The organism is Paraburkholderia sp. CNPSo 3274, assembly GCF_024206475.1.
Lineage (GTDB): Bacteria > Pseudomonadota > Gammaproteobacteria > Burkholderiales > Burkholderiaceae > Paraburkholderia.
Map to the genome: position 1 here is coordinate 1 of NZ_JAMBPR010000011.1, position 14,161 is coordinate 14,161.

The 14,161-nt window shown below is 61.7% G+C and carries 13 protein-coding genes; 6 read left to right on the forward strand and 7 right to left on the reverse strand.

The annotated features are described in order from the left end of the window. On the reverse strand, positions 1-157 hold a 157-nt coding region (locus M3I54_RS09405), incomplete at its 3' end, for a transposase (protein ID WP_254335285.1). A gap of 60 nt (positions 158-217) precedes the next feature. Here M3I54_RS09405 and M3I54_RS45095 point away from each other — a divergent pair. From M3I54_RS45095 to M3I54_RS09420, 3 genes are all read left to right on the forward strand, one after another. Then, the gene (locus tag M3I54_RS45095) at positions 218-928 is read left to right on the forward strand and encodes a helix-turn-helix transcriptional regulator (protein WP_254335043.1); all 711 of its coding nucleotides are present in this window, start codon (positions 218-220) and stop codon (positions 926-928) included. A gap of 558 nt (positions 929-1,486) precedes the next feature. Further along, positions 1,487-2,362: a sulfite exporter TauE/SafE family protein gene (locus tag M3I54_RS09415; protein WP_254335044.1), complete on the forward strand. Its 876-nt coding sequence runs from the start codon at positions 1,487-1,489 to the stop codon at positions 2,360-2,362. Between the two features lie 1,597 nt (positions 2,363-3,959). After that, positions 3,960-5,144, forward strand: a complete 1,185-nt coding sequence (locus M3I54_RS09420) for a porin (RefSeq protein ID WP_254335046.1) — start codon at positions 3,960-3,962, stop codon at positions 5,142-5,144. Between the two features lie 307 nt (positions 5,145-5,451). Here the strand turns inward: M3I54_RS09420 and M3I54_RS09425 are convergent, their stop codons facing one another. The 3 genes from M3I54_RS09425 to M3I54_RS09435 all read right to left on the reverse strand — a co-directional run bounded on the left by M3I54_RS09425 (position 5,452) and on the right by M3I54_RS09435 (position 6,828). After that, positions 5,452-5,838 (reverse strand): SRPBCC domain-containing protein, encoded by a 387-nt coding sequence (locus M3I54_RS09425; protein ID WP_309249597.1) that lies wholly within the window; start codon positions 5,836-5,838, stop codon positions 5,452-5,454. 15 nt (positions 5,839-5,853) lie between these two features. Further along, positions 5,854-6,168 carry a metalloregulator ArsR/SmtB family transcription factor gene (locus M3I54_RS09430; RefSeq protein WP_254335048.1) on the reverse strand — a complete coding sequence of 105 codons (315 nt, stop codon included), beginning with the start codon at positions 6,166-6,168 and terminating at the stop codon, positions 5,854-5,856. Between the two features lie 303 nt (positions 6,169-6,471). Then, positions 6,472-6,828, reverse strand: coding sequence for a BON domain-containing protein (locus M3I54_RS09435; protein WP_254335050.1), 357 nt, complete (start codon positions 6,826-6,828; stop codon positions 6,472-6,474). A 223-nt stretch (positions 6,829-7,051) separates the two neighbouring features. Here M3I54_RS09435 and M3I54_RS09440 point away from each other — a divergent pair, with 223 nt between their 5' ends. The 3 genes from M3I54_RS09440 (at position 7,052) to M3I54_RS09450 (ending at position 8,454) form a co-directional block, all read left to right on the forward strand. Further along, a complete protein-coding gene (locus M3I54_RS09440; RefSeq protein ID WP_254335052.1) occupies positions 7,052-7,567 on the forward strand; it encodes an Rrf2 family transcriptional regulator in 516 nt (171 codons plus the stop codon). Between the two features lie 205 nt (positions 7,568-7,772). Next, positions 7,773-7,976, forward strand: coding sequence for a hypothetical protein (locus tag M3I54_RS09445; protein ID WP_254335054.1), 204 nt, complete (start codon positions 7,773-7,775; stop codon positions 7,974-7,976). A 19-nt stretch (positions 7,977-7,995) separates the two neighbouring features. Continuing rightward, entirely contained in the window at positions 7,996-8,454 is a 459-nt protein-coding gene (locus tag M3I54_RS09450; protein ID WP_254335056.1) for a TetR/AcrR family transcriptional regulator C-terminal domain-containing protein, read from the forward strand. Between the two features lie 3 nt (positions 8,455-8,457). On the opposite strand, the gene M3I54_RS09455 is transcribed toward M3I54_RS09450, so the two are convergent. From M3I54_RS09455 to M3I54_RS09465, 3 genes are all read right to left on the reverse strand, one after another. Beyond that, positions 8,458-9,642: a TIGR03118 family protein gene (locus tag M3I54_RS09455; RefSeq protein WP_254335059.1), complete on the reverse strand. Its 1,185-nt coding sequence runs from the start codon at positions 9,640-9,642 to the stop codon at positions 8,458-8,460. A gap of 147 nt (positions 9,643-9,789) precedes the next feature. Further along, positions 9,790-11,109, reverse strand: coding sequence for a tetratricopeptide repeat protein (locus M3I54_RS09460; RefSeq protein ID WP_254335062.1), 1,320 nt, complete (start codon positions 11,107-11,109; stop codon positions 9,790-9,792). Positions 11,110-11,325: 216 nt separating this feature from the next. Then, positions 11,326-14,055 (reverse strand): glucosidase, encoded by a 2,730-nt coding sequence (locus M3I54_RS09465; protein WP_254335064.1) that lies wholly within the window; start codon positions 14,053-14,055, stop codon positions 11,326-11,328. Positions 14,056-14,161: the final 106 nt, after the last annotated feature.

Sequence of the window (14,161 nt, forward strand, 5' to 3'; positions counted from 1 at the left end):
GCCACGCAAACACCTGGTTCGCATTCACCTGATGACGTCGGGCTACCCCGGAGACGGTGGCTCCGGGTTCGAAGGTCTCACGCACAATCGCCAGTTTCTCTTCAACTGAGCGGCGTCGGCGTTGCTCCGGCTGCGTCAGAACCTCAACGGGTTCCATGTTGTTAGTTGTAGGCTTAAACATAGGCGGAAGACTACCTCATAGTTTAAGCGTTACCCAGTGTCCGGTTTTCGCGGGGGCCGGCCCATCGACCTGCTTGCCTTACTGCTTCCGCATATCCAGCATGCGGTACGCACGAACCATCGCCTCCATAGCGTTACCGTCCACGAAACGGCACAAAGCGACGCACTGGACGCGTTTGTACATGCCGTGCTGATAGTCGATAGTCATGCACGCGTGATTTTTGCGAATCGGGCTGCCGAAGCGATGCTGGCTGCCGGAGACGGGATCGGAACCGTTCAGCAAATACTCGTCGGGAACACGGCGTCATCGACAAACCTGCTGCACGCACTGGTCGCGAAAGCAACCTGTGAGGATGGCAACGTGCGCAAGGGCGGCGCGATGCTCCTGGATCGTCCGGCACCAGCTCGGCAGGTGCATATACTCGCGACGCCCCTGGGCGCTCAGCGCGACGCGCCGGACTGCAATTCTCACGGGCGAGCGGCTATGTTGCTACTCGTCGATTCACGTGGCGTCACCCGCGGGGTCGAAGCGCGGTTGACTGCTCTGTTTGGACTGACACCAGCAGAGGCACGCGTAGCCTCCGAAGTCGGGACAGGCAAGAACCCCAACGATATCGCGGATACTTTGCGCGTGCTGCCGTCCACCGTGCGCACGCATTTGCACCACGTCTTCACCAAGACGGCGACACGTGGCCAGGCCGAGCTTGTTCGCCTGATTGCGCAGCTGAGCGTCTCTCGCGGTGACTGACAACCGGGCTCAACAGGAAGGAATACGAAGTCGGCCGAAATTTTCTGTGTTCAGCTGGCACACCCTTCGAAAAGGGCTCGTACCTTTTGACCTAAATCCTCTCAGACGATACTTACGAGCGACACGTAGGCATCGGCTCAAGCGGACGTTCTCGCCGCAATTCAGGGCTCCTGTAACGGGGTCAAGCACAGCCCCTATCGCTTCGTTTCATCGATCGGCTTGCCGTCGCTGGCAGCAGACTGGCCAGGCAGAAATCCGATTCGCCGCAGCCTCGCGAGGATCGTTCAGGCCGTTGGGTGAGGCGCTTCATGTTTCGTGACATCGGCCGCTAGCGCGAAGAAACGTGCGGTGGACATGGCATTAACCTACCCAGATGTGCGGTACCGCACACTTCGTGCATCAAACTGAAAGTCACCGAGCCTATCACTTTAACTTTTCTTCCGACCAGCCAGCGCAGCCGCCGCACCGATGTAATCAATCCTTGAACGCGCGCTTCCCGCCACAACGGGCAGGAAAACTGGCCTTTCCGGTGGTGTCCAAAACGGAGAGACACGGCAAATGGATAGCGAACCTCAGCCCGCGCCCGAGAGCGCCGCGGGATCAGTCCGATCATTGACCCCGGCACCGGGATGGCACCCCTGGCAGGTCAAACTTCAGTGGGCGGTGCTCGTGTTCGCCACGGCACTTTGCGTGGCCTTGTCCGTGCACGAAGGCGTCGAGCTCTTTGTCATCGGTGCCATTTTTCTGGCGTCTGGCATATCCAGCATCGCGGGCTTCGCCTTCTCCGCAGTCTGCGGCGCAATGCTGTTCCATCTCTCTGCCGACCCGGTGCAGATCGTCCAGATCATGATTGTCTGCAGCATCGCGAACCAGACAGCAATGGTCTGGTCACTCAAACGGGATATCCAGTGGCGGGCGCTGGCTGTTTTCCTGGTCGGCGGCGTGGTCGGACTCCCCCTGGGCATCACCGTACTGCTCACGCTGGATCGTCACGTCTACACCCACATGCTTGGCGTGTTCCTGGTTCTCTATGGGTGCTACATGCTCGCCAGGCGCCCGCTGGTCATCCGGCGCCAGGCGAAGGCACTCGATGTCTTAGCGGGATTTCTCGGCGGCGTCACGGGTGGCGCCGCCGGCTTTCCCGGAGCATTCGTGACCATCTGGTGCGGGTTCAAGGGGTGGAACAAGGACCGCCAGCGTGCCATGTATCAGCCGTTTATCCTGATCACGCAGGTCGCCGCGCTCGCTGCAATCAGTCTCTTGCGACACTCCGCCGGCAAGACCGGTTTCGCCCCAGCCATTCTTCTCTGCATACCCGGGTCGCTGCTCGGAACCGCGATCGGCATGACGCTCTATAAACGGCTGTCCGACAATCATTTCGCACGGGTCGTGAACCTGTTGTTGATTGTCTCGGGGATCAGCTATTTTGGATAACTAGTGAATCTGCCGCAGAACGTAGAGAAACGCCCCTGGAAGGCCTATTCTCTATATGGGTAGCCAGTTTGTGCTGGCCCGCCAGCGGATTTCTGGATCAGATCAGTCAGCGAGGCAGCGCATCGGTGGGCTCAACCCACTGCGGGAGACCGTCATGAAGATCCTGGTGGTATTGGCATGCGCAATGCTGTCCGCGAACGCATTTGCCAATTGCGCGACTAATGCTCGTGGCGAAACAGTTTGCGGCAACGGGCAGACGGCGGGAGGCTACAACCGGAACACCGGTACGGCCTGGACATCTCAGACGAACCAGAACGGTGTTCGGACGTCTCAAACCAATCGGGGCGGCGAGGCGAAGACGGAGAACGGCAAAGGGGTGGCTCGCGGGCCTGGCGGGAAGACCTGTTACCGGACTGCAAACAGTCACGGGTGCAATTGACGGCGCGTTTGCCGCCAACAGTCTCACTGCTCGTGCTTCATTGCCGACAGGAAAGTGAGCGGTCGTCCGCGGCCGCTAACGACCGGTTTTGTGAGTCGTCCGGCCCTACCCCATTTGTGCCCAAAGGTCCGCTTCACGCCCTGAGTCAGTCCTCGCCCATCAACGCATGCGTCGACGGGGTCTCTACAAGGAATTCATCGAAGAGGCGACGCGTTCATACGTCGACGCACTACAGCACGACGATCCGGAGTTCGGGAGCGTCGTTAAGGGTGACGCGAAATCTTTTAGGGTACGGATGGGGGCGCTGCGTCGTGTGTGCGTGCGATAGCCGCTCATTACCGGGCCTACGGGATCGCTCGCCGGCCATTCATATGTGTACTTGCTCTGTATTGCGATTCGTACACACCCTGCATGCGTGCTCCACGAAGTCATTCTCCATATCTCCGACTGAGCGCCTGACCACCTCAATCTTTTCCATCGAAGTCCTCAGACGGAAAATGGGACAACGCCCGCCGTGATGGACGGGTTGGGTGCGCGCCATCCGCCCCCTGCACATCAGGAATAACAGCGAGAGCGCTAACGTCCAGTGGGACACGCGTGGATGCGTATCGGCAATGGTTATCCATGAACCCTGGTCACTCGCCGTTACGGCACGTGAGCAGTCGGCGGCCCTTCGCGGACAGCGATCGCCGGTTGCGGGCGTCCAGGGAAGATCGCGTCAGGCAGTAGTCGGCTCGAAGGCCGGAACGGTTGCCGATGGCCGATCAAGTCGGTCCGGATGTCTGCAATCAATGCAGTGCAAGCTGGTCGCGAACGGTTGCTCCCATGCAGCGTCCCGGGCGGTGAAAAACGATGCCGCGTCGGAAAGATTAGCGGTCCGACTCAGTTTATCGCGAGCAAAGTTCGACCTCGTCTGGGCCGGATCGACGTGCCTCGCGAGCGATCGCTGTTGCGGCGGAACAACTCGTGATCGAATCAAATTGATTTGTCACCCGTTCGCCACAGGTCGCAAAGCCAAATCGCAACTCAATTGCTACGAAATTATGAAATGTGCCTTTCGTTTGTAGCCGCAATTTTTTTACGGCGATTTGGCTTCCGCTCCGGAGGCGACTATAGACTGACGCCGCTTGTTCCCTTCACGTCACCGGGTGCTATCTCATGAAGAAGATCTCCATTGCCGTCGCCGTGTGCGCAGCGTCTGCAGCGTCCGCTGCCAACGCGCAGAGTTCGGTCACTCTGTACGGTCTGATCGACGCGGGCATCTCCTATACGAACAACGTTCAGAACGGCGCCCCCAGCCACGGTAGCGCGCGCGTCGCGCTCGCAAGCGGCAATATCAGTGGCAGCCGCTTCGGCCTGCGCGGCAGCGAGGACCTGGGCGGCGGTCTGCATGCGATCTTCGTGCTCGAAAACGGCTTCAACGTCAACAACGGCGCGCTCGGCCAGGGTGGCCGCATGTTCGGCCGTCAAGCGTTTGTCGGGCTGAGCACCGATCAATACGGCACCCTCACGATGGGCCGCCAGTATGACTCGATGGTCGACTTCGTCGCGCCGCTGTCCGGCACGGCGGGCACGTTCGGCGACTCGGGCTTCGCGCACGTGTACGACAACGACAACCTGCAACATACTGTCCGCTTCAGCAACTCGGTGAAGTTCTCGAGTATCGACTACGCCGGCTTCAAGTTCGGCGGCATGTACGCGTTCAGCAACAGCACCAGTTTCGCCGTCGATCGTGCGTACAGCGCCGGCGCGACCTACAACAACGGCCCGCTGCGATTCGCAGCTGCCTACCTCCAGATCAACGGCTCGGCGGCGGCGAGTAGCCCGGCAGGAACCGCAAATCAGAACGTTGCGGCTGACCCGAGCGAGTTCAAGGCGACCGCGGGCGGCGGCAACCTGACGGCGGACGTGCAGCGCACGGTCGGTGCAGGTGTCGGCTATACGTTCGGCCCGGCGGCAGTCAACTTCGTCTATACGCACAGCCAGTACCAGAACACGTCCGCGTTCGGCCTGAACCCGGTGAGCGGTTCAACTCACTTCGACAACTATGAACTGAACGTCAAGTACGCACTCACGCCGGCGCTGAATCTCGGCCTCATGGATACTTTCACGGACGGTCATCTGAACGGTGTGAGCAAGTCGAACTTCAGCTCTGATCCGAAGTGGAACCAGGTCAACGCAATCGCGCGCTACTCGCTGTCGAAGCGCACGGAAGTGTACGGTGAGGCGATGTACCAGCGCGCGATCGGTCACAACAACGTCGCAACGATGTACAACGCCGGCGGTTTCTCGGCGACGAGCAATCAGGTGATGGGCGCCGTCGGCATGCTGACCCGCTTCTAAGAGGCCGTCAGAACGCTCTTCCCGCGGCCATCGGAGTGGATTGCTGTACAACGACTCCGAGACAAGGGATTTCGCCGTCAGCTCCAGCATAGTAATTGGCCCGCCATGCTGGCGGGCCAATTCGGGTGGTTTGGCGGTCATCTCGTTCGCATTGGCTCGAACATCCCTTGTCGGTCGACTACAGTCGGACACATCAGGCGGTATCCGATGGGGCGGTCGAGTGGTTTTACAGGAGTGCAAAGTAATGCGCGGCGGCGGTGACGGGCGTTGCGCTAGCGGTAAGCGCCAGCGCCAGCGCCATTGCACGTCATACGTCCAGGACGTCCTGAAGGCGCTGCATGACGTCCGGCCATCCGTTGCCCATGCCGTGGAATGCGGCCTTGCCGAGCGGCGAATCGAGATCGAAGCCCCTGTGCTCGAGTGAAAGGCGGGTACCGCTTCCTTCGGCTGCGAGCCGCCATGTGATCGTCGTGTTCAGCGTGCCGGGTGCAAACGAATAGGACAGCAGCCGTTCATGCTCGACGGCGACGACCTCACAGGGCTGCAGGCCCCACCGTCCCATATCCAGCGTGAAGCGATGCCCGACGACCGCGCGCACATCGCCAGCCGCCCACCATCTGGCGTGAATGGCAGGGTCGGTCAGGGCAGTCCAGACCCTGGCCGGCGAGTGCGAGATGAAGCGGGTGAGCTGGATGAGTCCGGGGTTCTGTCATTGCGTGTCCTTGTCGAGTACTTCAGTGAGTGCATCCAGGCGCTGCTCCCAATACCGCTCGAACGGATGCAGCCACTCCGCGAGCTCCCTCAGCCTGCCTGCGTTCAATCCATAAAGGCGCTGACGTCCACACGCCTGTTCCGTGACCAGGCCCGCAAGGCGCAAGACCTGCAGGTGCTCGGAAATCGCCGGGCGGTTCACGGCGAAAGAGGACGCGATCTCCCCGGCTGCACGCGGGCCACCGCGCAGCATGTCGAGGATGCGTCTGCGCGTCGGGTTCGCAATCGCGCCAAAGACATCGGTCGTAGTCATTCGCACAAGATACGTCGGAAACCTCCGACACGTGCCAAAGCCACACAGGTACATGTCGCTCATCCGGCTTGCGGAAGACATTCCGGCGGTACAACTTCAGCCATAGCGTCGCGCTCGCGCAATAAATCGTTTAGGGCACGCCACGACGATTCGTTAACTAACGTACTCACCAAAAAACGCGATTTTTGGGTACAGGTCACCAGGAAGCACCTGGGCTCGCTCCGGGGAGCAATCGCTGTGCAAGGAAAGATCGGGATCCGCCCTTCTAGAGGCATTATCTCGGGTGGAAGTGCGGGCGAGACACTACTCGCTGGCCGCGGCATCCCCTTTCTGCGCTTTCAACCGGTTCCTCACGGCCTTGACGCCCAGCACCTGCCTTGCCGCGTTGCCCGCACGCGAAATCTGCCAGGTCTCAGGCACCGAGCCCGTGAGCGTGACGACGCCATGGCTGACCCGAATGTGAATGTCCGAATCGTCGAGATCCGGAACGCGCCTGATGGCACGACGAACGTCACGCACCACCGAGCTATCCGGCCGGCTTCCGGGTGTCGATGCCGATACTCTTTGGACGGCCACACTGGCCGGCTCGTTCACACCGGTTTGCGCGTTCGCATTGGCAGCGCAGCTCGCGATAGCCACGAACACCATCGCGCCGATCATTCCGTTCGCACCGTTTCTGTTCATGCTGCCTCCATCGGGTCGAGTCAACCGAGGAAAAGCGCCACTTCCACGCGTATGTTCGCACAGGATTTCACGCGTCGCGTTCACGATGGCCTGGTCCCGCCACGATGCCTGCCCGAGCACACACGACGACGCAGCGGATGACTTCGGCGCCGCACTGCGTTACCCTAACAACTCCGATACAAAAAGTCGTCGTATAACCATGTCACACATCAGCACCGGTGTCGAATACGGGCTGCATTGCCTGCTCTATCTTGCCGGCACGTCCGCCGGCGTGCGCGAGGCGAGCGTGCGCGACCTGGCGGAAATGCAGGGGGTGCCCGTCGACTACGCCGCCAAGCTCTTCACACGCCTCGCCAAGGCCGGCATCGTCGAGTCAACCGAAGGCATACGCGGCGGCTTCAGACTCGCGAGACCCGCGCGCAATATTTCGGTGCTGGACGTCGTCGACGCCATCGACGGCGAAAAGGCGCTCTTCGACTGTCGCGAAGTGCGCGGGCAATGCGCGGTTTTCAACGACGAGCCGCCCGCATGGGCCACACGCGGCACCTGCTCGATTCATGCCGTGATGCAAGGCGCCGAGCGCGCCATGCGCGCGGAGCTCAAGCAGCACTCGCTTGCCGATCTCGCCACCCGCGCGTATTCAAAGGCGCCTGCCAGCTATCACCATCATGTCGTGGACTGGTTCACGGAGCGCGCCGCCAATCGCCGCGGGTAACGACCGTCGATTTGCAACCCCCACTATCATGCGAAAAAACGCGGAGCCTCCAACGAGGCTTCCGCGTGCAATCAGACCCGTCGTTGTCCTGAAGGATCAGGCAACAACGATGCGCAGCGGATCTGCGGCGGACTGTTGAAAAATCAGAAAACGATGCCGCGCGAGAGCGCAATGTGGAACGTTGTTCTTGACGTCGAGAGGAAGCATGGCGACGAAAGCGCGGGGCGTTCAACGGCGCGGGGACTCGCTCTCACGCGAGCGAATCATCGAGGTGTCGATCGAACTTCTGGACAGCAGCGGCGAAAGCGGCCTGACGTTTCGCGCACTGGCCGAGCGACTCGCCACTGGGTCCCGGCGCGATCTACTGGCATGTCGAGAACAAGAGCGATCTGCTGAGCGCCGCCTGTGACGCCATCGTCGCCCGCACGATGGACACGCCATTGCCCAGCGCGACGCCGCGAGAGGCGATTCGCGCCCTCGCGCAGGGTATGTTCGACGCGATCGACGACCATCCGTGGGTTGGCTCGGTGCTCGCGCGAGACCCGGGGCAATTGCCTATGGTTCGCATTCTTGAACGCATAGGCCAGCAGATTCGCGCGCTTGACGTTCCTGACGTCGCGCAGTGGGCAACGGTGTCCGCATTGCTGAGCTACATCCTGGGCGTGGGCGGCCAGAACGCGGCGAATGCTCAGATCGCTCGCGACCGGGACGCTGATCGAACCCACTTTCTGGACGAGGTGGCGTCGGTGTGGTCGCAGCTCGATCCTGCGGACTATCCGTTCATGCGCAGCGTGGCCACACAGCTGCGCGATCACGATGAGCGCGTCGATTTTCTCGCTGGCATCGATCTCATCCTGCCTGGAATCGAATCAGCGCACGGCCGCTGAGCGCTACATGCCCATGCTCGTTCCCGCGCCCGTGCTTGTGCCGGTGCCCGTGCCCGTCGTCGTGCCTGCGTTCGACGTCGCATTCAAATCGATTCTTCCATACACGCCATCGGCTTCGTCATTCGGCCCCGCCGCGAAAAACAGCGCGTTGGAAGGCTGATTGCTGAGGTCGTTGCCGAACGCAATGCCCCACACGCCTGGCTCGACAAGCGCATTGCCGTTCGAGCCGGTGAGCGGCCCCATCGACTGGCCGGTCGATGCATTGAACGCGTTGATCGCGCCATTACCGAAATTGCCGATCAGTATCGCGCCACTCATCGAGCCGAAGTTCGCGGGCGCCTGCGCAATGCCCCATGGCGCGTTCAGCGGGCTCCCAGTCGCGAAGCGTTGCTTCAGGTTGCCGGCAGTGTCGTACACATCGACCATGCCGAGCCCCGCGCCTGCGACATCGTCGTGCTTAGCCGCGTCTTGCATCGCATACGTGACGAACAGATTCGAGCCGATCGCCTGAATGCCGAACGGCGCGAAGCCGGCCGGGATCGCCGGGTCCGTGAAGCCACCCGGCATCGCGACCTTGCTGAATGAAGTATTGAAAACGTCGATCTTGTTGTTATGGAAGTCGGTCGCGTAGAGGAAGTTGGCATTGTTCATCGTCGCGAGCGCGAGACCCTTGTACACGGCGCCGCCCGTGCCGTCGTCGTACATGACGAATGCATTGGTCGGCCCGACCGCTGGCGCCCACGCGGTGACGGTGCCGCCCTCGCCCGCGAAGATGAACGCAGCGACACCGGACTTGCCGTTTTCCGTGACGGTGAAGCTTTGTGTGCCGTTGAAGACGATGCCCGTCGGCGATGCCGAGCCGTTCTTGCCACTGGGTATCGCGACGATCAGCGATTGCGGCACGCCGTTGCCGTCATAGAGTGTTGCGACATTGGTGCCGTTGTCCGCAACCCAGGCAAAACCGTTCGGATTGAAGGCGACACCCCACGGGTTTTTCAGATTCCCGTCGATGTGCGCGGCCGCCACCGCGCCATCGGAAACGAGAGCCGTTGCCGCGAACGACGACGGGACGGGCACGCTAGCACTGCTGGGACCCGCACTGGAACCGGAACTGCCGCCGCACGACACGAGCGTCGCGATGGCCGCGCCACATGCTACGACGCCTAATACGGCGAATAGAGACTTCATGACCGCACTCCTCGTTCAGTCCAAAGGACTAACGGACAAAGAACGAGGAGGACGCAGCGTTTATTCCAGCGAAGAAAAAGGGCTTGTTTCGCAGGCGATCGCAATGACTGAACTAGCTAGCGAAAAATACATGGCGGGCAACGAGCACTATGCGCGACTATCCGGCGCCTGCAGACTCGCCGATACCGGCGGCAATCTGCGTGGCGTACCCAGCAGAGCGAGTTGCTTCTCGTGCGGCGTCAGCGCGCCACTGTCGTGCTTGTCCGCTTCAGCATATTTTTGCGCAGCATGAGACAGATCGCCTTCGTCTTCCAGCGCCTGCCCCCATAGTTCATACGCGGGCGCGAGATCGGGACGAAGTTCCACCGCGTGCGCGAGCTTGACGATCGCCGCCTCATATTGTCCATTGTGGACGAGTGCTTCCCCCCAATCATGCAGGATGTTCACGTCGTCGTGGTGCATTTCATCTGCGCGGTGGAACGCGCTGAGGGCTTCGGCATACCGGTGCGCGTGCAACAAGACGTCGCCGAGCAAGCGCTGGTTCTCCGCAGTACTCCACCTCTCGCGAGCGCCCGCTCGAAGCTCCTTGATCGCGGCGTCGATTCTATGCTCCTGCTCGAGCGCAATGCCGAGATTGGCCCGCAAGACGGCCGAGTGCGGATACAGCAAAAGCGCGTCGCGTGACTGCTGTTCCGCCTCCTCGGAGCGGTTTTGCCTCAGCAGCAGCCAGCCTCTTCCGGCGAGCGCCCATTGGCGTTGCGATGAGCCTGGCCGGCCGAGGATATCGTCATAGATGGCTTCGACCTCGCTATAGTCGCATTGCCCCGGCGAGCACCGTGTCTTTTGCACCGTTGTGAAGACATGGCTCGCGAGCGTATTCGGTTCGACAAGCCGCATGACCTTGATCGCGATGTCTCGCACCGACTGGTTGAAGTCATTGCCGGTGAACGCGACGTCGTCGTGCATGGCATTGAATGGGCCGTTTTCGATCTGGATATGCGCGACATACGCATCCACGCTGTCGTTCACATGCGTAATGCCGATGTGGACGACCACGTCCTGCTTGTTCGTGAACAGCGTCGATTTCAGAAAACCGACAATCGACGCATAGGACATGTCTTGACCTGGGAGCTTGATATCCGGGCTGTCGTTATCGGCCAGCGATACATCGTGCGGAACCGCGTCGCTGTCGCTGCTGATCCCGCGCATCGCCGCAAGAATTCGTTCTGCCAGGAATTCCGGGGTATAGCCGGTGTCGGCTAGCGCTTTCGGCGTTTCCACCGGCGGCACCAGCACGTGTTGCGTGAGCGCGCCGGATATGACGAGCCAGCAAAAGGGAACGGTCAGGACCGCGATGACCCAGGTGAGCACAAAGGGCCATAGCTCCCGTGGAGCGCGGCCGATCAGCTCGACGAGAAACAACACATGCGAAAGACCCGCAGGCCTGCGATCCGGAACGCTCGACATGTTGCACCTCGATTCGGCTGCAGCTGGCTGAGCCCAACTGTCTGTCGACGTTCACGCATCGAGTGTGCCAGCGGGCTCAAACGCCTTGCTGCCGGGCGTTTTGGCTATGTTTGCGAATTTCGGGCGTGGCGGGTGTTATCTCCTGACCAACTTATACAGACGGCGAGTGCCGGTTTGCGACAGACAGATGCGATCGGGACTGGTCCGGCGGCGGGCTCACTTCACCGCCTCCACGTCTTCGACTTCGCCCGCGACCGGGACGTTGCCCGAGGGGCTCATCATGCGCGGCTGCAGCATCAGCGCGACGAGTCCTGTCCAGCCGGTCTGGTGCGATGCGCCGACGCCTCGCCCGTTGTCGCCGTGGAAGTACTCGTGAAACAGCACGAGATCTCGGCAGCGCGGATCGGCCTGCAGCAGCGGGTACGCACCCATCACCGGGCGCTCGTTGTTGCGGTCGAGCAGAAACAGCGTCGTGACGCGGCGCGCAAGCTCGTCGGCGATCTGCGCGAGCGAAAGCTTCTTGCCCGAGCCGGTCGGATATTCGACGCGAAAATCGTCGCCATAGTAGCGGTGAAATTCGTACAGCGACTCGATCAGCATATAGTTGACCGGCATCCACACCGGGCCGCGCCAGTTCGAATTGCCGCCGAATACGCGCGAGTCCGATTCGGCGGGCAGGTATTTGACGCGAAAATCGCAGCCGTTGTGCCGGTAAATGAAAGGCCGGTCGAGATGGGCGCGAGAGAGCGCACGCACGCCATGGTCCGAGAGAAATTCGGCTTCGTCGAGCATACGCCGAAGCAGCGCCTTCATCCGGTGCCCGCGCAATAGCGAGAGCAGCAATGAATTGCCCTTGCCGGGTTCGTTCCAGCGCGACACGAGACTGGCAAGGTCGGGACGGTGCTGGAGGAAAAAGACTAGCCGCTCGCGCAGCCCCGGCAGGCCGCCGTGTACCCGCTCCTCGAGTACGCGCACCGCAAAGAAGGGAATCAGCCCGACGATCGAGCGCATCCGCAGCGGCACGCTGCTGCCGTCCGGCAGTCTCAGCTTGTCGTAGAAGAACTCGTCGACGCTGTCCCACAGGCCCGTCTCGCAGCCGTCGTCGCAGCTCACCGCGCCCGCGATATACAGGAAGTGCTCGAAGAATTTCACGCCGATATCGACGAACACATGGTTCGCGAACGCGAGTTCGAGCGCGATGCGCATCAGGTCGAGCGCGTAAGCCGCCATCCACGCCGTGCCGTCCGCCTGGTCGAGGTGACCGCCTGTTGGCAGCGGCGACGAACGGTCGAAGATGCCGACGTTGTCGAGCCCAAGGAAGCCGCCCTGGAAGATGTTGTGGCCGTCCGCATCCTTGCGGTTCACCCACCACGCAAAATTCAGAAGCAGCTTGTGGAAGATGAGTTCGAGAAATTCCCGGTCTGCCTTGCCGGTGATCGAGCGATCGATCTCGTACACGCGCCACGCCGCCCACGCGTGCACGGGCGGATTCGCGTCGCCGAACGCCCATTCGTACGCGGGCAACTGACCGTTCGGATGCTGATAGCGGTCCTTCACGAGCAGCAGCATCTGCTTCTTCGCGAACATCGGATCGACCAGCGCGAACGCGACCGCCTGAAACGCGAGGTCCCACGATGCGTACCACGGGTACTCCCATTTGTCCGGCATCGAGAGGATGTCCGCGTTGCACAGATGCCGCCAGTCCGCATTGCGCCCGCGCTGGCGCGCTGCGGGCGGTGGCGGCTGCAGCGGGTCGCCTTCCATCCAGCGGTTCACGTCGTACTGGTAGTACTGCTTCGACCACAGCATGCCCGCCAGCGCCTGGCGCTGCACGAGCCTCGCGTCGGCGCTCTCGATGTCGCGCTGCAGCGCGTCGTAGAACGCGTCCGCTTCGGCAATGCGCTGCGCGAACAGGCCGTCGATGTCGAGCGCCACCTCTTCCTTCGGCGCGGACAGCGGACGCCAGCGCAACGTGACGACCGCGCGGCCGTGCGCCGCGATCTCTAGATGCACGCGCGCGGCCGCCTTCGTGCCCGCGTCGCGCCGGATCGCGTCGTCGTTGCCATGCACGACATAGTCGTCGAAGCCGTCCTTGAATGGACCGGCGCCGTCCATGCCGAATAGACGCTTCACGTTGGTCTCGTTCTCGCAAAACAGCCACTCGACGCGCTCGCCGCCTTTTGCGGCAGCCGTCACGACGAGCGGCTCGTGCGTACCACAATGCGCGACGACGTGCTCGCCGCCGGACGACGAGGCGAGCGCGAGCGATGGCTTGCTTCCCGCGGCCTTCCACGACCACGTGTTGCGCGCCCAGATCTGCGGCAACACGTCGATGGATGCGTGTTGCCCTGAGCGGTTCTCGACTGTCACGCGCATGACGATGTCTTCCGGCGTGTGCTTTGCGTATTCGATCTGCACATCGAAATAACACTGATCGTCGAATGCGCCCGTGTCGAGGATTTCATATTCGAGCAAGCCGGCCCCGCGCCGCGCGTTTTCGTCGATCAGGTCCTGGTAGGGAAACGCCGCTTGCGGGTACTTGTAGAGCATGCGCATATACGAATGCGTCGGCGTGCTGTCGAGGTAGAAGTACAACTCCTTCACGTCCTCGCCATGATTGCCTTGTTCATTTGTGAGGCCGAACAGACGCTCCTTCAAAATCGGGTCGAGACCGTTCCACAGCGCGAGCGAACAACACCAGTTCAGCCGCTCGTCGGCGAAACCGGCCAGGCCGTCCTCGCCCCAGCGATAGGCGCGCATACGCGCGTGGTCGTGCGGGAAGTAGTCCCACGCGGTGCCATGCTCGCTGTAATCCTCGCGCACCGTACCCCATTGGCGCTCGCTGAGGTAGGGTCCCCAGCGTTGCCAGCGAGCGTAATCGGCCGAGTACAAGCGTTGGCCTTCAACCGTGTGGATGAGGCCGGCGGCGCGCTGCAGCATGGGCATCTCCTTGAATTGGGGCCGCCTGCATGGGGCCGCCGAGGTGGGGCCGCCAAGGTGGGGCGTGGGACGGCGGGCGAGCGCCGCGAGTCTCACATGCTAGCGCGGTTGC